General features: G+C 70.4%; 19 protein-coding genes. 10 read left to right on the plus strand and 9 right to left on the minus strand.

The window, feature by feature from the left end; all coding sequences use genetic code 11:
- The first annotated feature begins 9 nt into the window (after positions 1-9).
- Together DW298_RS04970 and DW298_RS04975 are read left to right on the plus strand one after the other, a co-directional pair.
- Positions 10-936, plus strand: a complete 927-nt coding sequence (locus tag DW298_RS04970; RefSeq protein ID WP_136041349.1) for a hypothetical protein — start codon at positions 10-12, stop codon at positions 934-936.
- A 9-nt stretch (positions 937-945) separates the two neighbouring features.
- Entirely contained in the window at positions 946-1,245 is a 300-nt protein-coding gene (locus DW298_RS04975; protein ID WP_136041350.1) for a DUF4229 domain-containing protein, read from the plus strand.
- A gap of 280 nt (positions 1,246-1,525) precedes the next feature.
- Here the strand turns inward: DW298_RS04975 and DW298_RS04980 are convergent, their stop codons facing one another.
- From DW298_RS04980 to DW298_RS04990, 3 genes are read right to left on the minus strand one after another with little or no spacing between them, the layout of a single operon-like run.
- A complete protein-coding gene (locus DW298_RS04980; protein ID WP_136041351.1) occupies positions 1,526-2,500 on the minus strand; it encodes a 1,4-dihydroxy-2-naphthoate polyprenyltransferase in 975 nt (324 codons plus the stop codon).
- Positions 2,501-2,551: 51 nt separating this feature from the next.
- Positions 2,552-2,842 carry a DUF4287 domain-containing protein gene (locus tag DW298_RS04985; RefSeq protein ID WP_136041352.1) on the minus strand — a complete coding sequence of 97 codons (291 nt, stop codon included), beginning with the start codon at positions 2,840-2,842 and terminating at the stop codon, positions 2,552-2,554.
- 14 nt (positions 2,843-2,856) lie between these two features.
- Positions 2,857-3,219 (minus strand): cupin domain-containing protein, encoded by a 363-nt coding sequence (locus DW298_RS04990; protein WP_136041353.1) that lies wholly within the window; start codon positions 3,217-3,219, stop codon positions 2,857-2,859.
- 45 nt (positions 3,220-3,264) lie between these two features.
- Between DW298_RS04990 and DW298_RS04995 the strand changes: the two genes are divergently transcribed.
- Positions 3,265-4,290 (plus strand): DUF5937 family protein, encoded by a 1,026-nt coding sequence (locus DW298_RS04995; protein ID WP_136041354.1) that lies wholly within the window; start codon positions 3,265-3,267, stop codon positions 4,288-4,290.
- A gap of 24 nt (positions 4,291-4,314) precedes the next feature.
- Here the strand turns inward: DW298_RS04995 and DW298_RS05000 are convergent, their stop codons facing one another.
- Positions 4,315-4,773, minus strand: coding sequence for an Lrp/AsnC family transcriptional regulator (locus tag DW298_RS05000; RefSeq protein ID WP_029260858.1), 459 nt, complete (start codon positions 4,771-4,773; stop codon positions 4,315-4,317).
- Positions 4,774-4,845: 72 nt separating this feature from the next.
- On the opposite strand from DW298_RS05000, the gene DW298_RS05005 reads away from it, so the two are divergent.
- Together DW298_RS05005 and DW298_RS05010 are read left to right on the plus strand one after the other, a co-directional pair.
- The gene (locus DW298_RS05005) at positions 4,846-6,318 is read left to right on the plus strand and encodes a DUF6421 family protein (RefSeq protein WP_136041355.1); all 1,473 of its coding nucleotides are present in this window, start codon (positions 4,846-4,848) and stop codon (positions 6,316-6,318) included.
- Positions 6,319-6,449: 131 nt separating this feature from the next.
- Positions 6,450-7,109: an SDR family oxidoreductase gene (locus DW298_RS05010; RefSeq protein WP_136041356.1), complete on the plus strand. Its 660-nt coding sequence runs from the start codon at positions 6,450-6,452 to the stop codon at positions 7,107-7,109.
- 100 nt (positions 7,110-7,209) lie between these two features.
- On the opposite strand, the gene DW298_RS05015 is transcribed toward DW298_RS05010, so the two are convergent.
- Complete coding sequence (locus DW298_RS05015) at positions 7,210-8,673, minus strand: MFS transporter (protein ID WP_136041357.1); 1,464 nt, start codon at positions 8,671-8,673, stop codon at positions 7,210-7,212.
- Between the two features lie 83 nt (positions 8,674-8,756).
- Between DW298_RS05015 and DW298_RS05020 the strand changes: the two genes are divergently transcribed.
- Positions 8,757-9,824, plus strand: coding sequence for a low specificity L-threonine aldolase (locus DW298_RS05020; protein ID WP_136041358.1), 1,068 nt, complete (start codon positions 8,757-8,759; stop codon positions 9,822-9,824).
- A gap of 123 nt (positions 9,825-9,947) precedes the next feature.
- On the opposite strand, the gene DW298_RS05025 is transcribed toward DW298_RS05020, so the two are convergent.
- A complete protein-coding gene (locus tag DW298_RS05025; protein WP_136041359.1) occupies positions 9,948-10,553 on the minus strand; it encodes an NUDIX hydrolase family protein in 606 nt (201 codons plus the stop codon).
- Between the two features lie 72 nt (positions 10,554-10,625).
- Between DW298_RS05025 and DW298_RS05030 the strand changes: the two genes are divergently transcribed.
- Both DW298_RS05030 and DW298_RS05035 read left to right on the plus strand, forming a co-directional pair.
- Entirely contained in the window at positions 10,626-11,282 is a 657-nt protein-coding gene (locus tag DW298_RS05030) for an alpha/beta fold hydrolase (RefSeq protein WP_240745018.1), read from the plus strand.
- Between the two features lie 247 nt (positions 11,283-11,529).
- Positions 11,530-13,221 (plus strand): ATP-binding cassette domain-containing protein, encoded by a 1,692-nt coding sequence (locus tag DW298_RS05035; protein ID WP_136041360.1) that lies wholly within the window; start codon positions 11,530-11,532, stop codon positions 13,219-13,221.
- Positions 13,222-13,268: 47 nt separating this feature from the next.
- On the opposite strand, the gene DW298_RS05040 is transcribed toward DW298_RS05035, so the two are convergent.
- The 3 genes from DW298_RS05040 to DW298_RS05050 are packed head-to-tail and all read right to left on the minus strand — an operon-like array spanning position 13,269 to position 15,990.
- On the minus strand, positions 13,269-13,928 hold the full coding sequence (locus DW298_RS05040) for a response regulator transcription factor (protein WP_136041361.1): 660 nt from the start codon (positions 13,926-13,928) through the stop codon (positions 13,269-13,271).
- Positions 13,925-15,193 carry a sensor histidine kinase gene (locus DW298_RS05045; RefSeq protein ID WP_136041362.1) on the minus strand — a complete coding sequence of 423 codons (1,269 nt, stop codon included), beginning with the start codon at positions 15,191-15,193 and terminating at the stop codon, positions 13,925-13,927. Before DW298_RS05045 ends, DW298_RS05040 begins: the two co-directional genes overlap by 4 nt.
- Before the next feature lie 35 nt (positions 15,194-15,228).
- Entirely contained in the window at positions 15,229-15,990 is a 762-nt protein-coding gene (locus tag DW298_RS05050; protein WP_205820260.1) for a DUF998 domain-containing protein, read from the minus strand.
- A gap of 148 nt (positions 15,991-16,138) precedes the next feature.
- On the opposite strand from DW298_RS05050, the gene DW298_RS05055 reads away from it, so the two are divergent.
- A complete protein-coding gene (locus tag DW298_RS05055) occupies positions 16,139-20,761 on the plus strand; it encodes an ATP-dependent helicase (protein ID WP_136041363.1) in 4,623 nt (1,540 codons plus the stop codon).
- A 23-nt stretch (positions 20,762-20,784) separates the two neighbouring features.
- On the plus strand, positions 20,785-21,528 hold a 744-nt coding region (locus tag DW298_RS05060), incomplete at its 3' end, for an EI24 domain-containing protein (RefSeq protein ID WP_136041364.1).

Below are 21,528 nucleotides of genomic sequence, written 5' to 3' on the forward strand. Positions count from 1 at the left end.
CATGGGAGCATGCTCTGGCCGTTCGGATCGATATGGCGTCCGGTGCGACGGAAGCAGCGCGAGACGGTGGATCTGCGTTGGCTGACCGCCCGCACCTGGACTCGACGCTGGTACCCGCAGGGCATCGACCTCGGAGAGTGGCGGGGGCGACGCACCCTGGCGGTGAGCTGGTTCCGGCAGCAGCTCGACGGCGTGCACCTCGCCTCCCGCGTGACCTTCGTCGACCTCGAGCGCTCGCGCCATCTGGACGTGCTGCTCGCCATTCCCGGCGACGACGGCGAGCTGCACCCGGCGCCGATCCACGCCGGCGGACTCGCCTGGTTCGACGACCGTCTCTTCGTCGCGGCGACCGGTCGGGGCATCTGGGAGTTCGACCTCGCCGACGTGCGGGAGGTCCGCGGCGCCACCGCTCAGCGCATCGCCGGCAGGCGACCTCGGCGCGGTCGCACCACGGCACTCGTCGCCGTTCGCACGCGCGTGCATCCCGTCGCGCTGCGCTGCTCGTACTTGGGCCGGGTGTTCGACGAGCGCGGCACTCCGCTCCGGCGTGTACTCATCGGCGAGCACCGCACCGACGACAGCGGGCGGATCGGCGAGTTCTCCATCCCCGAGGACGCCGACGGCCGATTCGCTGAGGAGCACATGTTCACGCCCGGCATCCCCCGCATGCAGGGCGCCGTGCGCTGGGGAGACCGCCACTTCGTGTCGCAGTCCGACGGCCTGCGACCCGGGGCGCTGTGGAGCGGGCCGCGGACGGCACTGAAACAGGACGACGAGCCCCTCCCGGTCGGCTGCGAAGACCTGGCGCTCGACATCGACGCGGGGCTGCTCTGGTCGCTCGGGGAGCACCCGTGGCATCGGGTCGTGCGCGGCATCCCGTTCGCTCGGCTGGGGATCGAGGTCCCGGGCGCCGAGCGGCCCGCGCGGCGAACGTAGACTGGAGGGGTGAAGAAGCCCGCGCCTTTCCTCGTCTACACCGTGCTGCGGCTGCTGGCGTTCCTCGTCCCGCTCGCCATCCTCTGGTTCTTCTTCCCGATCTTCCGCGAGTACTGGTGGCTCGCCGCGATCTTCGCCGCGCTCATCGGCATGAGCATCTCGATGCTGTTCCTGCGCACGCCGCTCACCGACGCCTCGGCCCGACTCGCGGAGCGTCGCGAGAACCGGTCGTCGGGCGGCCAGGCCGATGCCGACGCCGAGGACCAGGCGATCGACGCGACCGAGCTCGGGGACGACCCGAAGGCCTGACCGCCCTCCCCTGCCCCGCGCTCCCGCCACGTCCCGTCCCGACACAACTTCGGAGATCGACGACGGCGCGCCACGGCATCCGCACTCCGTTCGGCGTGTCGCGTCACATCTCCGAAGTTGTGCGAGGAGCGGATGAGGCTGCGGCGGGGAGTGGGCCGGACGGCAAACCGGGACGGCTCAGCCGGACGGCGAACCGCGGCGGCTCAGCCGGACGGCGAACCGCGACGGCTCAGCCGGACGGCGAACCGCGACGGCTCAGCCGGACGGCAAACCGGGCAGGTCAGCCGACGAACGCCCAGAACAGGGCGCCGGCGTACAGGAGTGACGTCAGCGACGTCAGGGCGAGCGCGGTCACCAGCTCCCTCGGCTGCCGGTAGGCCCAGACGATCACGATGGCAGGGAGCCCCGCCAGCAGCGCGAGGAGCGAGATCCAGGCGATCGGGTAGAGCAGTGCGATGGCCACGGCGATCCCGAACGGCGCCAGGACGAAGAGCGTGAACAGCACCTGCGTGGCACGGCGCCCGATCAAGACCGTGAGCGTGCGCTTGCCGACCTCGCGGTCCTGGTCGATGTCACGCAGGTTGTTGGCGAGCAGTACGGCACACGCGAACAGGCCGGCCGCGATGGCTCCGAGCCACGCCTGCAGCGGCAGCTCGAACACCTGCACCCAGGTCGTGCCGAGCGTCGCGACGAGCCCGAAGAACACGAACACGAAGACCTCGCCGAGGCCGTAATAGCCGTAGGGGCGCTTGCCTCCGGTGTAGAACCAGGCCGCGACGATGCACGCGGCACCGACCGCCAGCATCCACCACTGCCCGGTGCGCACGACGATCGCGAGGCCGACGAGAGCGGCGAGCGCGAAGAAGATCAGTCCGATGACCAGGACGGTCCGCGGCTTCACCCGGCCGGATGCCGTCAGTCGCGCGGGACCGACCCGGTGGGCATCGGTGCCCCGGACGCCGTCGCTGTAGTCGTTCGTGAAGTTCACGCCGATCTGCAGCAGCACCGCGACGGCGAGGCACGCGAGCGCGATCACCCAGTGGAATTCGGGACCGGTGCTGCGCGCCGCACCGGTCCCGATGATCACCGGGGCGATCGCGAGCGGGAGGGTGCGCAACCGTGCGGCTCCGATCCAATCGGATGCCGTGACCGGCCCCGCCTCGACGACCGGACGCCGCGCCGGATTGCCGCTGGTGCGGGCCGGGGCGTGCTTCGCGGTCCGACTCTTCTTCTTGCGCTGGGAGGATGCTGCCACGCAGGGAATCCTACTGGCCGGGCCGATGCCGGACCTCAGCGGGACGACGGATCAGGGGTTCGGATTGCTGTCCTTGCCGTCGAGCCAGAGCGTGTCGGAGGCGTCGGAGTGCGCACCGCCCGTGCCGACGTGCTTGGCGCTGATCTGCGGCCCCTTGGTGATCACGTGCACGAGGGCCATCGCGTGACCCTGCCCCAGCCCGTAGTCCTCCTTGAGCCACGCGACGATGGGGGTGGCCTTGGTCGTGGCGTCGAACCCCTTCTCCGTCGCGAGCTCGATGAACTGTCGCGGGGTCAGACCCGTCTTGGTCTCGATGTTGTCGAGGTATGCCTGGAAGGACATGGTGCTCCTGGTGCTCAGTCCTCGTCGAGGAACGTCTGGATGATGGTGGCGGAGGCGTGGATGCCGATGATCCTGAGGACCCCGTCACCCACGTTGGTGAAGCAGTGCGGGATGTACGCGGGCCCGGTCGCGGTGTCGCCCGCACCGGCGACGAAAGTCTCCTCGCCCACGGTGATGCGGGCAAGTCCCTCGATCACGACCCACGTCTCGGCATACGGATGCCAGTGGAGCCCGGGGCCTTCGCCGGGCTGATTCTCGACGAAGAAGTAGGACACCTCCGCGCCGTGCTCGGCGCCGACGAACCTGCGGCTGCGGCCCGTGCCGATGCGGATGTCCGCGCCGGCGACGACCGGGATGGAAGGGGTTGTGCTGTTCATGACCTCAGTCTCGACAGTCGTCGGCACCGGCCCTAGAGTTTCGATGTGGATCGAAACAACGCGCCGGTCGAAGGCATCGAGCACCCCGACCACCGCGTCGAGTTCCACCTGAGCCCCGGCGACGTCGAGGCGGTGCGATTCGGGATCTCCCCCGGTCACGAGCTGGCCCACGCGGTCCGAGTGCTGCTGCGCCCCGCCGCGCACCCGCTGCAGTGGGGGTGGCTGCGAGCCGTGCGCGACCGCCTGCCCCGAGACGAGTTCGCACTGCTCGCCACCGTGGTCGGCGATGACGGGTATCTGCCCGACTTCCTGACGACCGCGCCGCGGTGGGACCTCACGCCGGAGGCCGAGCTCGACGAACTGCGCGCGGCACCTCTCGACCCGATGCGCGTCGACTTCGGGAAGATGGTGCGGCGTTCGGCCGGAGCCCGCCGAAAGGCGTTGGGCGAGATGCAGGATCGACCCGCGCGCGCCCGCGACATGATCGCCGACGCCTGGGGCGCGGTGTGGGACGCCGCGCTGGCTCCCGTCTGGCCACAGCTCGAACGCCTGTTGCGCGCCGACATCGCGGTCCGCGGCCGCACGATCGCGAGCGCGGGAATCGCGGGAATGGCCGGAGACCTGCACCCTCAGGTGACCTGGGGAGAGGGTGCCGTCCGCGTCTCGCTGCGCCGCCACAGCGAGCAGGTCGACTGCCGAGGAAGCGGCCTGGTGCTCGTGCCGTCGGTCATGTCGTCATGGGGCTGCATGGTGCTGACCGAGGCGCCGGCACAGCCGACGCTGTTCTACCCGGCCCGGGGTGTCACGGCCGGCTGGGCCCGGGACATCGCCGAGACCACAGAGGCGCTCGGTGCGCTGCTGGGTCCGGCGCGAGCGGGCATCCTGCTCAGAGCCGGCGCCGCCCGCACGACGTCGCAGGTCGCACAGGAGGCCGGCATCGCGATATCGACCGCGTCGCATCACCTCGCCGTGCTGCGTGGCGCGGGGCTGATCGCCAGCGAGCGCGACGGCGCGCGAATGCTGCACCTGCGGACGCCGCTGGGTGAGGCGATGGTGGGCGCGGTGCTCTGACGCGCTCCCGGCCACGCGGCGGGACTACTCGGCCGAGCCCACCGGGATGATCGGCCGATGCTCGTAGTAGGTCTGCAGCACGACGGTGGTGCGGGTGCTGACGTTCGCCGCGAGCCGCACGTCGCGGACCAGCTCCTCCAGCGCACGCGGCGACGGGACCCGCACGAACAGCATGTAGCTCGCATCGCCGGCGATGGAGTGGCAGGCCTCGATCGCGTCCAGGTGCTCGAGCAGCTCGGGGGCGTTGTCGGGCTGCGCCGGGTCGAGCGGGGTGATCTCGATGAACGCCGAGAGCGGGGTGCCCACCTGCTCGGGGTCGAGGATCGCCTGATATCCGGAGATGACTCCTCTCGTCTCCAGCCGGCGCAGACGGGACTGCACGGCCGAGACCGACAGGCCGACGGCTTCCGACAACTGGGAGAGCGTGGCGCGCCCGTCACGGGAGATCGCGGTCAGGATCGCGCGGTCGACAGAATCATCCATGGCTGTAAGATTATCGTCAGGATTCCGTATATGCCGGAATCTTTCCGTCAAAAACTCCGATCGGAGGTCCCGATGTCCCTTCTTTCCGCCAACAGTTCCGCTGTTCAGGCCATCGTCGGCGAACCCGAGGTCGTCGAGGACACTTCGACAGGCTCAGTGCAGGCGCAGAATGTGGAGCAGTCCGCCGCCTGGGCGCAGCTCAAGTACGCCGCGATCGCCATCCGCGAGATGCAGATCAAGGACGGCTCGATCCCGGACGCTTCGACAAGCTCAGCGACCCACCAGAAGGCCCGCGAGCTCGTCGGCGCGATCACCGCCGCGATCCGTGCACTCGCCCCCGCCTTCCCGCACGACGCCGAGTACCTCACCGCCTCCGTGGTCGACTTCGAGCGCTGGGCGTCAGAGGACTTCGGCGTGCCGGACTTCCTCGACTCGCTGATGGCCTTCCAGCCGCAGCAGACCCGCATCGACGGCATCCGCCACCTCGTCGTCTTCCCGATGTACACGCAGAACGGCTCGAGCGACCGCCTGGTCGAGGCGCTGATCGTCGAGACGATCTGGCCGGAGTTCATCGCGGCGCTCGAAGCGGGCGACTACGGCAACAAGCTGTTCGTCTCGTTGCGCCTCGTCGACTTCACGCCCGGATACGACACCAACTCGGCCGTGCTGTTCCCCGAGACCGTAGCGATGCGCGAGATCCCGACCTTCACCTGGGGCGCGATCTTCCAGGACCGCGAGGCCGCCCGCTACCGTCGTGTGACCCGCGCTGCGGCCGAGATCACCAACCTCGATCTGCCGGAGCGGGCCGCCGCGATGCTCGACGACCAGCAGGTGGCCGAGAAGACCTTCGTGATGTGGGACATCATCCACGACCGCACCCACATGCGCGGCGACCTGCCCTTCGACCCGTTCATGATCAAGCAGCGGATGCCGTTCTTCCTCTACTCGCTGGAGGAGATGCGCTGCGACATGACGGCGTTCCGCGAGTCGGTGAAGATCGAGCGTGCGCTCGCAGCCCGCATCGCCGCCGGCGAAGAGCTCACTGAGACCGAGCAGGAGATGCACGACTACGCGCACCTCGTGCAGTACGCGGTGATCTTCGACCGGATCTTCCGCTTCTCGATCACCGGTACCCGCATCCGCAACTACGACGCGGTCGGCGGACAGCTGCTGTTCGCGTGGCTGCACCAGCGCGGCGTGCTGCACTGGACCGACACCGCTCTCACTTTCGACTGGGAGGCCGTGCCGGACGCCGTCGTGGCGCTCGGCGACGCGATCGACGACTTGTACTGGCACTCGATCGACCGCCCCAAGGTCGCGCACTGGCTCGCCGCGTACGAGCTCGTCCGCGGCACGCTCACGCCGCACCCGGCCTCGCAGTGGGCTCGCGGCCTCCCGGACGAGATCCTCGCCGGGGCGCCGAAGGGCTACACGGATGCCGTGATGGACGATGAGTTCCCGCTGTCGATGTTCTTCGAGACCCTCCACAAGAAGATGAAGCCCGTCATCGAATCCACCGTCGGCATCCGCGGTACGGACGACTGATGACCACGCGCGCACTGCGCGCGTTCCGAGTGTGACGCTGGGGCGCACCGCGCTGCGGCCGGAACCTGTTCTGCGGATCTCTCCGCGGGTTCCGGCCGCAGAAGCCCCTCCGAGCCGGAAGAGTGAGCGACATGGATGAACCCATCGAATCGAGACCGTCCGGCCGAACCGTGGTGCTCGCGGGAGCGACCAGTGCGGCGGGGCGGGCGGTGGCACGCGCTCTGCACGGCGCAGGGGCTCGCGTGATCGCGACCGGCCGTTCTGTCGAAGGGCTGCAGCCGTTGGCGGATGTCGGCGCTGAGGTGTTCCTCGCGGACGCGACCTCGCTCGACGAGATGACGGTGCTGGCGGCGCAGGTCGGCCACGTCGATGCGGTGATCCCGCTGGTCGGCGGCTGGCGCGGAGGCGGAGGCCTCGCCGGGCAGTCGGACGACGACTTCGCCGCACTGCTGCCCGCGCTCGAGGCCGTTCGCGCGACGAGCCGGGCATTCGACGCGACACTTCGCGCATCGGGGGCCGGCCGGTTCGCGATCGTGTCGTCGACGGCTGTCGCGCGGCCCCTCGCCGGCGGGGCGAACTATGCCGCGGTGAAGGCGGCGAGCGAGGCGTGGACCCGGGCCGTCGCCCAGGGGTATGCCAAGTCCGCGCGCGATGCCGGAGAACCGCTGCGCGCGGCATCCGTCGTGTTCCGTGCCAAGGCGCTCGATCCCGAGGTCCTGGCCGCGCGGGTCCTCACCCTGTGGGATACGGACGCCGCCGACCTCAACGACCGGGTGTTCGACCTCGACTGACACCACCTCCGCGACGATCCGCCGACGGAGTGACGATCTGCGGAGCTTCTCCTGTTGAAACCTCGGGGAATCGTCCGGGGCTCGGGGAATCGTCCGACCCTCAGCGGGCCTCGGGCGGCATGCCGGGGACGATGGGCGGAGCCTCCGCGCGCCGGGCACGGTCCCACTCGATCGACGACGCCTCCGCCACAGCTTCTGCCCCGGCGTCGCCGCCGTCGCCGTCTTCCGCGTCGCCGTGGTCGATCTCCTGCTCCGGCGCCTCCGCGTAGAGCTCGGTGAGCTTGCGGTACGACCGGGTGAAGAACGCCAGTGTCGCGGCGACCACCATGATCAGCCCGGCGAACAGGCAGATCAGCGCGATGCCGCGAGCCTCGCCCTCGCCGAGCAGCCAGCCCCACCTCTGCTGCCCCTCGCGGGTGTCCATGTACGGGATGATCAGGAACTCGGCGATCGGGGCGATCAGGAACGCGGTGATCGGGGCGGCGGCCGCTTCCATGGCCGCGGCCACACCGAACACGCGGCCCTGCCGTTCGTATGGCACGACCTTCTGGATGATGGTCTGCTCCGCGGCCTCGACCGGGGGCACCAGAGCCATGTACGCCCACATGCCGATCACGTACAGCGGCCACCACTCGCGCAGCATGAACACCGAGCCGAGCAGGCCCATCGCGATCACGACGAGCAGCATGGTGCGCATGGGCTTGGGGCCGAGCCCGAACTTCGCCACCAGGCCACCGCCGACGAGGAACCCGGTCGAGGCGAAGGCCAGCGCAAAGCCCCAGGTCTGCGCGTCGAACAGCGTGAGCCCGTACGGGTCCATGAGCGCCATGTAGACGCCGCCGATGAGGTTGTTGAAGGTCGAGAAGATGATCAGCGCGAACAGCCCGGGAGCGAGTCGGATGGCCCGCACGCTGCCGCGGAAGTCGAGAGCGCTGGAGGCGTTCGGGTCGGGCTCCGGCGTGCCCTCCGGGATACGGATGAAGAGCAGGTGGGCGAACGTGAGCGCCATGGCCGCGATCGCGATGGCCAGGGTCCATCCCATGCCGAGGAACCCGATCGACAGCCCCGAGAACACGCTCGTGACGAGGAACGCGATGCCCTGCACCGTGCCGACGAGTCCGTTGGCGTTCGCGCGCTTGTCTTCGGGGATCAGCAGGGTCACCGTCGTGGACAGCGCGATGTTGCGCAGTTGCTCGATCACACCGCCGAAGAGGATGACGCCCGAGAACAGCCAGAACCACGGACCGCCCAGGTCGAGCAGTGCGGCTTCGGGCTGCCAGAGATAGAGGAGCCCCGCCACCAGGAAGGCCGCGGCGGAGATGACACTCGAGATCACCATGACCGTGTGCTTGCGGTTGCGATCGACGATCGTGCCGAACGCCATCGCGAAGAACGCGACGAACAGCATGTACGCCCCGCCGATGATGCCCGTCGCCAGCACGGACTGCGTCTCGATGTACACCCAGAACGTGAGGGCGAACCAGAGGAAGCTCGTCGTCACATTGGCGATGAGCGTGTTGACGAGGACGTTGCCGAATGCCCTCTTGGCTGCGGTGCGCTCCATGGCTATGAGGGTAGAGCGGGCATCCGACATCCGGAAGACCCTCCCCGCCCGGTGCACCCGGATCGGACGATTAGGCTGGATCGGTGAGCATCCAGCATGACCCCGCGATCCGGGGCTTCGCCAGTGACAACTACTCCGGCATCCACCCCGAGGTCCTCGCGGCCATCGCGGCGGCGAACGGCGGGCACCAGAGCGCCTACGGCGAGGATGCGTACACCGCGCGCCTGCAGGAGGTCTTCCAGGTGCACTTCGGCGAGGGCGTCGAGGCGTTCCCGGTCTTCAACGGCACGGGCGCGAACGTCACCGGCCTGCAGTCGATGCTGCCGCGCTGGGGCGCGGTGATCGCGGCATCCACCGCCCACATCAACGTCGACGAGGCGGCGGCCCCGGAGAAGATCGGCGGCTTCAAGCTGCTCACGGTCCCCACTGACGACGGCAAGCTCACCCCCGAGCTCATCGATCGTGAGGCCTGGGGCTGGGGCGACGAGCACCGCGCACAGCCGCTGGTGGTCTCGATCACGCAGTCGACCGAGCTCGGCACGCTGTACACGGCCGACGAGATCCGCACGATCGCCGACCACGTGCACGAGCGCGGCATGAAGCTGCACCTCGACGGGGCCCGCCTCTCGAACGCCGCCGCCGCCCTCGACCTGCCGCTGCGGGCGTTCACCCGCGACGCCGGGGTCGACGTGCTCACCTTCGGCGGCACCAAGAACGGGGCGATGCTCGGCGAGGCCATCGTCGTGCTGAACCCCGACGCCGCCGACGGCCTGAAGTACTCGCGCAAGTTCAACATGCAGCTGTCGTCGAAGATGCGGTTCGTGTCGGCGCAGCTCATCGCCCTGCTCGAGGGCGACCTCTGGCTGCGCAATGCGAAGCACGCGAACGCGATGGCGGCGCGCCTGCGTGCGGAGATCGAGGCCGGCATCGCCGACGGATCCATCCAGGGCGTCGACTTCACGCAGCCGACCCAGTCCAACGGTGTCTTCGCGATCCTGCCCGACGGCGTCGCCGACCAGCTCCGCGATTCGTTCCGGTTCTACGACTGGGACGCGGCCCGCAAGGAAGTGCGCTGGATGTGCGGCTTCGACACCGAAGAGGCCGACGTCGACGCGTTCGTCGCGGAGTTGTCGCGCCTCACCCGCGGCTGACGCGACGGCATCCTCGAGACCCCGGGTTCGCGTCGAAACCCCTGGCTTCCGCCGCACCCAGCACGGGGTCTCGGCGCGAAGCCGGGGTCTCGGCGCTCGCGAGGCGACGCAGCGCGACGCGACTCAGCGCAGAAGACCGAGGTAGGCGAGGGCCTGGCGGACGAGGGTCCCCCGACCGTTCTCCATCTCGGCGGCGACCGCATCGGAGCCGGCGGCCTCCGGCGAGAACCAGGTGACCTCGAGGGCGTCTTGACGCGGCTCGCACGTGCCGGTCACCGGCACCACGAAGGCCAGCGACACGGCGTGCTGCCGGTCGTCGTGGAACGCGCTCACGCCCGGGATCGGGAAGTACTCCGCCACGGTGAACGGGAGCGGCTGCGGTGGCAGCAGCGGGAAGGCCATCGGCCCGAGGTCGTTCTCGACGTGCCGGAAGAGGGCGTCTCGGATGGTCTCGCCGAAGCGGACGCGCCCCGACACGATGGTGCGGGTCATCTCCCCCATCGGCGTGGAGCGCAGGAGGATGCCGATCTCGATCACCTGACCGGAGCCGTCGGTGCGCACCGGAATCGCCTCGACGTAGAGCATCGGCAGTCGGCGCCGCGCCTCTTCGAGTTCGAACTCGCTCAGCCAGCCGGGGTTGCCGTCGGGGACCGGCGGGTTCGAGTCCGCGAACGCGCCGAGACCATCGTCTTCGGGCTCCGGATCGGGATCAGGTGTGCGGACCGCCATGTGTCCTTTCTACCAGCCGCCTCCCCCGACCGACACCGCGTGCACGTCCGTCGTCCCTGGCAGGATGACGGTGTGAGCGAGAACCTGACGATCGACGACACGGCGACCCGCTGGTCGGCCGCCAACCGCGGACGGATGCCGCTGCTGGTGCTGCTGCACGGCTACGGTGCCGACGAGCACGACCTGTTCGGGCTCGTCCCGTACCTCCCCGAGGGCATCGCCGTCGCCTCGGTCGCCGCTCCCCTCGCACCGCCGTGGCCGATGCCGGGGCGGTCCTGGTACGCGATCGAGGGGCTCGACGGACGCAGCCCCGAGGCGGTCACGGTCGCCGCCGAGGCGTTCCTGCGATGGCTCGACGCCGCGGCAGCGGACGCCCCCTCCGTCGCACTGCTCGGCTTCTCGCAAGGGGCGGCGGTGTCGCTGCAGGCCCTGCGGATCGCTCCCGAGCGCTTCGGCGCGGTCGTGGCACTCAGCGGGTACGTGGCGCCGGGCGAGCTGCCGAACGACGAGGAACTGGCCGAACTGCGCCCACCCGTGTTCTGGGGGCGCGGCACGCACGACGACGTCATCCCGCCCGAACTCGTCGATCACACCGCCCAGTGGCTTCCCGGCCACTCCGACCTGTCGGGCCGGGTCTACACCGGACTCACGCACAGCATCTCCGAAGAGGAGCTGGCCGACGTGCACCGGTTCCTCACGAAGTGGCTCGACGGGATCGCGAAGAGCTGATCGCAACTCCGACACGCCCGGGAGTTGCGCAATCCTGACAACCCCGGGTATCGTCGTGGAGTCCTGTCCGCCGTGTCTGGAAGTCCTTTGATCTGATCCGTCGCCTCCGCGCTCTTCTTTCCGCGCGCTGACCCGACGATCGCCGACTCCACGGCTGACCTCCCTCCTCCCGCGACGCTTCCGCGTCCGGTCGAGGACCGGCAGAGGTCCGGTGTCAGTGCACCCTCGCACTCGACAGGAGACACTCATGTCACAACCCACCACTCTTCACGCGTCGGTCATCCTCGACCGGCTCACCTTCACCTGGCCCGACGGCTCGGTCGCGCTCGACGGCGTCTCCGGCGCCTTCGGATCCGGACGCACCGGACTCGTCGGTCGCAACGGCGCGGGCAAGTCGACGCTGCTGCGGCTGATGGCCGGTGAGCTCGAACCGACGTCGGGCGTCGTCACGGCATCCGGCGAGGTCGCCTACCTCCCCCAGCAGCTGACCCTCGATGTCGACCGCCGCGTCGCCGAACTGCTCGGCGTCTCCGTGGCGCTCGACGCCGTGCGGGCGATCAGCGCCGGCGACGTCGGCCCCGCCCACTTCGATGCGGTCGGCGACGACTGGGACATCGAAGCCCGCGCCGAGGCGTCGTTGGCGGAGGCAGGTCTCGCCCCGGAGTTCCTCGACCGCAGGGTCGGAGAGCTGTCCGGCGGCGAGGCCGTGCTCGTCGCGATCGCCGGCATCCGCCTGCGTCGCGCGCCGATCACGCTCCTCGACGAGCCGACCAACAACCTCGACCGCGACGCCAGGGCGAAGCTCGCAGCGATGGTGCGCGCCTGGAAGGGCACGCTCATCGTCGTCAGCCACGACCTGTCACTGCTCGAGCTGATGGACGACACCACCGAGCTCTATGCCCAGACGCTGAGCGTGTTCGGCGGACCGTACTCGGAGTGGCGCGCCTGGCTGGACGCCGAGCAGGATGCCGCGAAGCAGGCCGAGGTCGCGGCTGCGCAGGTGCTCCGCAAGGAGAAGCGCCAGCGGATCGAGGCCGAGGTCAAGCTCGCGCATCGCGCCCGCACGGCGAAGAAGGCCGAGATCGAGAAGCGGGTCCCGAAGATCATCGCGCACGGTCGCAAGATGGCCGCTGAGGTGTCGGCTGGCAAGTTGCGCACCGAGGTCGGGGCGAAGGAGGAGGCCGCCCATGCCGCGCGCGAGGAGGCCGGGCGCCGCGTGCGCTCGGACTCCTCGATGAAGATCGAGCTGCCCGATCCGCAGGTGTCACGCAGCCGCCGCATCGCGACGGTCGGCGACGAGGAGCGGGCGTGGGTGATCCAGGGTCCGGAGCGTGTGGCGCTGATCGGACGGAACGGCGCCGGCAAGACCACGCTGCTCGAGCGGTTGGTCGCGGGCGGTGTTCACAACTCCTCAATTACGACGGCCGATGGCCCGGAACAGGGCTCTTCGGCCGATTCAGCCGAAGAATCGAGGAGTCATGAACGGCCCACCCTGCACATCGAGTCCCACACCGACCTGATCGGCTACCTGCCGCAGCGGGTCGACGGCCTCGACGAGGAGCGGTCGGTGTTCGAGAACATCGCGGCCGCAGCACCCCAGGTCCCGGAGAAGGAGCTGCGCAACCGGCTCGCCCGGTTCCTGATCCGCGGGGCGACGGCAGAGCGTCCGGTGTCCGCGCTCTCCGGCGGCGAGCGCTTCCGCGTCGCACTGGCGAAACTGCTCCTCGCCGATCCCGCCCCGCACCTCGTGGTGCTCGACGAGCCGACGAACAACCTCGACGTCGACACGGTCGACCAGCTGGTCGAGGCGTTGCGCACCTACCGGGGAGCGGTGCTCGTCGTCAGCCACGACGACGCGTTCCTGCGCCGACTCGACCTCGATCTGACACTCGAGATCGACGGCGAGGGGTCGCTGCAGGAGGTGTCGCTGGGGTCGTGACCAGGGCGATCGGTGCCGGGCCTGGGTTTCTTCCGGGTCCGGCATCATCACACCAGCCCGGCTTCGTAGGCGAGGATCACCGCCTGCACCCGGTCGCGGAGGTCGAGCTTCTGCAGGATGCGTCCGACATGGGTCTTCACGGTCGACTCGGAGACGAAGAGAGTCTGGCCGATCTCGGTGTTGTTGTAGCCCTTGGCGATCGCGAGGAGCACCTCCCGCTCCCGCTCGGTCAGCACGTCCAACCTCGGGTCGACGGTCTCGGTCTGCCGCGGCAGGCGGGTGGCGAACAGGTCGAGCATCGACCGGGTGACTCGCGGGGAGACGAGGGCGTCACCGGCGGCGATCGCACGGATGGCTTCGGTCAGCTGCGCGGGCGGCGTGTTCTTCAACAGGAACCCGCTCGCACCGGCCCGCAGGCTCCCGAACGCGTACTCGTCGAGGTCGAACGTCGTGAGCACCAGTACTCGGCTCGCCGGCGTCCCTCGAACGATGCGCCTGGTCGCCTCGATGCCGTCCATCTCCGGCATCCGGATGTCCATCAGGATCACATCGGGCCGCAGATCTTCCGCCATGTGCACGGCTTCCGCGCCGGATGCCGCCTCCCCGATGACGCGCATGTCGTCCTCGGCGTCGAGCACCATCCGCATCCCGCGACGGATCAGTTCATGGTCGTCGACGATGAGCACGCGAATCTGCTCTTCGCTCATGAGCCCTCCTCCTGTTCGGGGATCTCCACCCGCACCCGCCAGCCGCCGCCGGGCACGGGGCCCGCTTCCACCGTTCCCCCCGCGAGGCGGGCGCGTTCACGGATGCCGACGAGGCCGCGCCCCGATCCGACCGACGCCGCCGGTGGCCCCTGCCGTCCGTCATCGGTGATCTCGATGACGAGGAGGTCGGCCCGGAAGTCGAGGCTCACGAGGACCTCGCGCGGTTCCTTCGCATACCGGAGGGCGTTCGTGAGGGCTTCCTGCACGATGCGGTGGATCGTGTTCTGCACGGCGGGCGACGACGGTGCTGTTCCCTCCGTGCGCACCGTCACTGGCAGCCCCGCGGTGCGGAAGGTCTCGACCAGCGCAGCCAGCTCGCTCAACCCGGGGTTCGGCCGCAGCGGGCTCTGCTCCTCGCCATCACCGGCTTCGTCGCCGAGCGCGCCCAGCAGCTGCCGCATCTCGACGAGCGACTGCCGACCGACCTCGCCGATCTCCTGGATCGCGCTTCGCGACCGCTGCGGATCCTTCTCGGCAAGCGCGCTCGCGCCGTCGGCGAGCGACACCATCACCGACACGCTGTGCGCGACCACGTCGTGGATCTCGCGGGTGATCCTGGCGCGCTCCGCCAGTGTCGCGATGCGTGCCTGCTGGTCGCGTTCGCGCGCGAGTTGGTTGGCGCGGTCGAGGATCGCCCCGATATACCGGCGTCGATCACCCACGGTCACTCCGAGGAGCGCGGCGATCAGCATCACGACGAGGAACAGCAGACTCCCCGGGACGGAGGTGAAGGCGCTCTCCGGGGCGCCGCGACGCAACCAGTCCAGGGCGGGGAAGACGAGGACACCGGCCAACACCGTCACCCCGAACGCGATCCATCCGCTGCGGTTCGACCGGTAGACGAAGAGGGCGTAGAGCGCGAGGCCGAGTCCGAACGGCTCCGCCGGGGTGTCCGAGACGAAGGCGATGACCGCGACGACGGCGAACACCGCGAACGTGAGCCAGGGTCGGTGGCGACGCAGGAGGAGTCCGGCAGCGGCCACCACACCGAGCACGAGCGGAACGATGATCGACGCGTCCGGCGACCAGCTTCCCGACGACAGCGGGGTGACGAGAGCCAGGAATGTGCTGAGGAGGAGATAGAGGAAGGCGAGCAGCCCGTCGAACAGCCAGGGATGCCGGCTCCAGAACCGCCGCACCACCCCGGGAGGACGCGGCAGATTCATCGCGCGGACCTCGCCCTCGGCGGGTGCTGACTCTCGCATGGGACGACTCTACGCACCGCACCCGTCGTGTTCCGTCAGCCCGCGACGGCGATGAGCGCTCCGGTCGCGGGGCGCGGCGCGGTGGCACGGTCGACGACACTCCCCCGCGATACCGGCTCCCACGTCTGCCTGCGCACCGCGCGCGGCCGCTGCGAGACCGCCGTCTCGACGCCGAGGATCGCGAGCCATCCCATCCCGATCGTCGTCGCGACGAGTTCGAGGATGCTGCCGATGTCGGTGCGGAACTGCAGGAGCGAGAGCATGCCGCCCGCCGCGGCGATCAGCGCGGTCGAGATACCGGCGCCCAGCGACAGGATCCGCAGCATCGCGCGGTCCTTCACGAACGACACCTGCAGCATCGCGAACGCGGCGAGCGCGAACGCGAGCACGGCGACCGTCGTGTGCACGAGGTCCTGCCAGGTGAACGTGGGACCGACCGGCAGTGGGCATCCGGTGGTGCACGGCACCTGAGAGGCGACCAGGAACAGCGACGACGCGATCGCCACCGAGAGGGACGGCGACCAGATGCTCAGCCACGGCACCGTCGAACGCAGACCGCGCGCGGCCCAGGCGACCGAGAAGCCCCCGGCGACGAGCAGGAGCAGTGCGAGCTCGAACCACCCGGCCGTCGGCTCACCGGCGGCCCCGAGTCCGCTCACGTAGAGCACCCGATCGATGCTCAGCCGGGCGATCCAGATGATCGTCAGGGCGACCGCGACGAGGACGCTTCCGGCGATCGCGACGAGAGCACGGAGGGCGGTTCGGGCAGGGGCGGAAGCGGTCTGTTCGGTGGGCATAAGGAGACGGTATGAGCGGAGGCATCCGCGTCGCGTCGGCCCGAAGTGCCCACTGCGGAGGGGCGTCGTACCTGGGTACGACGCCCCTGACAAGCTCGTCGCGCGTCCCTTTCGCCCCGATGTCCCCGGCCTCGACGAAGATGGAGGGATGAGCGACGTGCTCGAACGCTTCACCCCCGCCACGCAGGACTGGTTCCGGGGTGCGTTCCCCGCGCCCACCCCCGCGCAGGCGGGCGCCTGGGACGCGATCTCGGCGGGCAAGCACGCACTCGTGGTGGCTCCGACCGGCTCGGGCAAGACGCTCTCGGCCTTCCTCTGGGCGATCGACAGCGTGTTCCGGGAGCGCATGCGCGAGACGGCCCCGCCCGCGAAGGGCGAGCCGCGCACGCGCATCCTCTACATCTCGCCGTTGAAGGCCCTCGGCGTCGACGTCGAGCGCAACCTGCGGTCCCCACTCATCGGCATCGGGCAGTCGGCCCGGCGGCTCGGCGTGCCCGCGCCCGCAGTCACGGTCGGCGTGCGCTCGGGCGACACGACCTCGAGCGACCGTCGCAAGTTGGTCTCCGACCCACCCGACATCCTCATCACCACCCCCGAGTCGCTGTACCTCATGCTCACGAGTCGCGCGGGCGAGACGCTGCGCGGCGTCCACACTGTGATCATCGACGAGGTGCACGCGGTCGCCGCCACCAAACGCGGCGCGCACCTCGCCGTGAGCCTGGAGCGCCTCGACGCGCTGCGCCGACTCAACGGCATCGAGACCCCGGCGCAGCGCATCGGCCTCTCGGCCACGGTCCGCCCCATCGACGAGGTGGCGCGTTTCCTCGGCGGCTCGGCACCGGTCGAGATCGTCGCCCCTCCCGCATCCAAGACCTTCGAGCTCGGCGTGGTCGTGCCGATGGACGACATGACCAACCCGCCACCGCCGCCCGGAGTGCCGGGAGAGGCGGCGGATGCCGAGTACAGCGAGGTCACCGGCTCGGTATGGCCGCACGTCGAAGAGGCGATCGTCGACCGCATCCTGCAGAACAACTCCACGATCGTGTTCGCCAACTCCCGCCGACTGGCCGAGCGTCTCACCGGCCGCCTGAACGAGATCTACTCCGAGCGGATCGGGGTCGAACTTCCGGCCGCGACCGTGCCCGCCGCGATGATGGCGCAGGCCGGGGCCACTGCGGGCGCCGATCCCGCGCTCGCCAAGGCGCACCACGGCTCGGTGTCGAAGGAGCAGCGCGCCCAGGTCGAGGAAGAGCTCAAGTCGGGCGTGCTGCGCTGCGTCGTCGCGACGAGCAGCCTCGAGCTCGGCATCGACATGGGCGCGGTCGACCTCGTGATCCAGGTCGAGGCCCCGCCGTCCGCCGCCTCGGGGCTGCAGCGCGTCGGCCGCGCCGGGCACCAGGTGGGCGAGATCAGCCGCGCCGCGCTCTTCCCGAAGCATCGCGGCGACGTGCTGCACACCGCGATCGTGACCGAGCGGATGCTGGCGGGCAAGATCGAGGCGATCCAGGTGCCGCGCAACCCGCTCGACATCCTCGCGCAGCAGACCGTGGCGGCGAGCGCGCTCGGAGCCATCAGCGTCGAGGAGTGGTTCGAGACGGTCCGCCGCTCGGCACCGTTCCAGGCGCTGCCCCGCTCGGCCTACGAAGCGACGCTCGACCTGCTGGCCGGCCGCTTCCCGTCCGACGAGTTCGCCGAGCTGCGGCCGCGCCTGGTGTGGGACCGCGACGCCGGCACCCTCACCGGAAGGCCCGGCGCGCAGCGCATCGCCGTGACCAGCGGCGGCACCATCCCCGACCGCGGCCTGTTCGGCGTGTTCGTGGCCGGCGAGACGACTGGTGCCCGCGTCGGCGAGCTCGACGAGGAGATGGTCTACGAGTCGCGGGTGGGCGACGTGTTCACGCTCGGGACGACGAGCTGGCGCATCGCCGAGATCACCCACGATCGCGTCAACGTCATCCCCGCATACGGCCAGCCCGGGAAAGTGCCGTTCTGGCACGGCGACGGCATCGGTCGGCCGTTCGAGCTCGGCGAGGCACTGGGCGCGTTCTCCCGTGAGGTGTCGGCGGCCACTCCCGAGAAGGCGGCGCAGCGACTGATCGAGGCGGGTCTCGACGAGCAGGCGCGCGCGAACCTCATGGCCCACCTGACCGAGCAGCGCGAGGCGACGGGCACCCTTCCGACCGACCGCACGCTCACGGTCGAGCGCGGCCGTGACGAGGTGGGCGACTGGCGGGTCATCCTCCATTCTCCCTACGGCATGAAGGTGCACGCGCCGTGGGCGCTGGCGATCAACGCCCGGGTGCGCGAGCGCCTCGGCGTCGAAGGATCGGCGGTGGCGAGCGACGACGGCATCATCGTGCGCATCCCCGATGCCGAGGCCGAGCCGCCCGGAGCCGAGCTCTTCGTGTTCGAGCCCGACGAGCTGGAGCACCTGGTCACCGAGGAGGTGGGCGGCTCGGCGCTGTTCGCCTCGCGGTTCCGGGAGTGCGCGGCGCGGGCGCTGCTCATGCCGCGGATGAACCCGAACAAGCGCACGCCGCTGTGGCAGCAGCGACAGCGGTCGGCGCAACTGCTCGAGGTGGCCCGGCGGCATCCGACCTTCCCGGTGATCCTCGAGACCCTGCGCGAGGTGCTGCAGGACGTCTACGACCTGCCCTCCCTGCGCAAGCTCGCGACCTCCATCGCCGACCGCCGCATCCGGCTGGTCGAGACCGAGCCCGGCCAGCCGTCGCCCTACGCCCGCGACCTGCTGTTCGGCTACGTCGGCGCCTTCATGTACGAGGGCGACTCGCCCCTCGCCGAGCGCCGGGCCGCGGCCCTCTCGGTCGACCCCGCCCTTCTCGGCGAACTTCTGGGGACTGTCGAGCTACGCGAGCTGCTCGACCCCGACGTGATCGCCCAGTTCGAGCGGGAGGCGCAGCGGCTCGACCCCGACCGCCGTGCACGCGGACTCGAGGGTGTCGCCGACCTGCTGCGGATGCTCGGACCACTCGACGCGGAAGAGGTGGCGGCACGCCTCGACCCGGCGAGTGTGCTCGAGACGGAAGCGGAGACCGTCGACACCGCGACCGCCGCCGCGCTCCTGGACGATCTGATCACCGCGCGCCGCGCGATCCCGGTGACGATCGGCGGTGTGAGCCGGGTGGCCGCGATCGAAGACGCAGGACGACTGCGCGATGCGCTCGGCGTCGCTCTCCCGACGGGCATCCCGGTGGCGTTCCTCGAACCGCTGGCCGACCCGCTGGGAGACCTCGTCGCCCGCCACGCCCGCACGCACGGCCCCTTCACGACGGATGCCGTCGCCACTCGGTTCGGACTCGGCTCCGCGGTCGCCCGCCACACCCTGCAGCGGCTCGAGAACGCCGGCCGTCTCACGAGCGGCTACTTCCTGCCGGAGGCTGCCGGCCCTTCGACGGGCTCAGGGACCGGCGACGCGATCGAATGGTGCGACAGCGAGGTGCTGCGTCGCCTGCGGATGCGCTCGCTCGCGGCCATCCGCGGTTCGGTCGAGCCGGTCTCCCCCGAGGCCTATGCACGGTTCCTCCCCGACTGGCAGCACGTGGGCCGGCCACTGGAGGGCGTCGACGGCGTCCTGAGCGTGATCGAGCAGTTCGCGGGGGTGCCGATCCCCGCGAGTGCGTGGGAATCGCTGGTCCTGCCCTCGCGGGTGCGCGACTACTCCCCCGCGATGCTCGACGAGCTCACGGCGGCGGGCGAGGTCATCTGGTCCGGCCACGGCACGCTCCCGGGTCGCGACGGCTGGGTGTCGCTGCATCCGGTCGACCTCGCGCCCTTCACCTTGCCGGAGCGGGATGCCGAGATCGCATCCGACTCCTTGGAGTCGCGCATCCTCATCGCGCTCGACGTCGGCGGCGCCTACTTCGCGGCTCAGCTCAAAGACATGGCCGCGGCCGAGAACGAGCAGTCCGTGCTCGAGGCGCTGTGGTCGCTGACGTGGTCGGGCTACGTGACGAACGATACGTTCGGCCCGATCCGCTCGCTCCTCGCGGGCGGCTCGCAGGCCCACAAGGTGAAGCGCCGAGCACCCCGCGCCCGCACCTATCGCGGCGTATCCTTCACGGGTTCCGCGGCGCCGCGGCCGGCGTCGATCGGCGGACGCTGGTCGCTGCTGCCGGCGCTCGAGACGGATGCCGCCCGTCGCGCCACCGTCACCGCAGGCCTCCTGCTCGACCGCTACGGGGTCGTCACCCGCGGCGCCGTGCAGGCCGAGGGCGTTCCCGGCGGCTTCGCCCAGGCGTACCGCGTACTCGCCGGGTTCGAGGAGGCGGGCCACTGCCGTCGCGGCTACGTGATCGAGAAGCTCGGGGCCGCGCAGTTCGCCGCCTCCGGCACGGTCGACCGACTCCGCACCTACGCCGGGCTCGCCGATCCGCCGCCCCGCAAGGCCGTGACCCTCGCGGCCACCGATCCTGCGAACCCCTACGGCGCGGCCCTCGGGTGGCCCAAGCTCGACGGGGTGTCGCACCGCCCCGGCCGCAAGGCGGGCGGCCTGGTCGTGCTCGTCGACGGCACCCTCGTGCTCTCCCTCGAGCGTGGCGGCCGCACGGTGTTGTCGTTCAGCGACGACGGCGAGGTGCTGCGCGCCGCAGCAGCCGACCTGGCCGCCACCGCACGCGCCCGACGACTCGACACCCTGACCGTCGAGAAGATCAACGGCGAGGGCGTCTACGGCACCGAGCTCGCGCTCGCCCTCCAGGAGGCGGGCTTCGTGGCCACTCCGCGCGGCTACACGCTCCGCAAGGTGGTCTGAGCGATGCACCTACGCTGGAAGCCATGATCCGAGAGTTCGCCGCCGGCATCCGCACCCTGCTGCGCGGATTCGGGCTGTGGCGCACCCGACCGGGTCTCATGCTGCTCGGGCTGATCCCGGCGATCATCGCGGTCATCGTGCTCGCCGCCGCCCTGGTCCCCCTCGTGATCGGCATGCCGTCGGTCTCCACTTGGCTGACGCCGTTCGCCGACGGATGGATCGAGCCGTGGCGAGGGTTGCTGCGCACCGCTGTGGGACTGGTCGTCGTCGCTGCCGCCCTGGCTCTCGCCAGCGTGGTGTTCAGCGCGCTGACGCTGACCATCGGCGACCCGTTCTATCAGCGCATCTGGCATGCCGTCGAGGTCGACCTCGGCTCACCCCCGCCCGCCGACGGCGGCAGCTTCTGGACCACTCTCGGCGAAGGGCTCCGGCTCGTCGTGCTCGGCATCCTGATCGCGATCGGCGTGCTCCTGATCGGCCTCATCCCGGCGGTCGGCGGCTTCCTCGGCCCGGTTTCGGGTGTCGTCCTGACCGGGCGGCTGCTGGCGCGCGAACTCACGGGCCGTGCCTTCGACGCGCGCGACCTCAGCCCGACCGATCGTTCCGCGCTTTTCTCGGGCAGTCGCGCGCGGGTGCTCGGTTTTGGCGTCGCGACGCAGCTCTGCTTCCTGATCCCCGGCGGGGCGGTCGCGATCATGCCGGCCGCAGTGGCCGGCAGCACGATGCTCGCGCGCGACCTGCTCGCGCGGAACGGCGCTGCGCCCGCA

Origin of the sequence: Microbacterium sp. A20, assembly GCF_004794515.1 — a bacterium.
Taxonomy (GTDB): Bacteria; Actinomycetota; Actinomycetes; order Actinomycetales; family Microbacteriaceae; genus Microbacterium.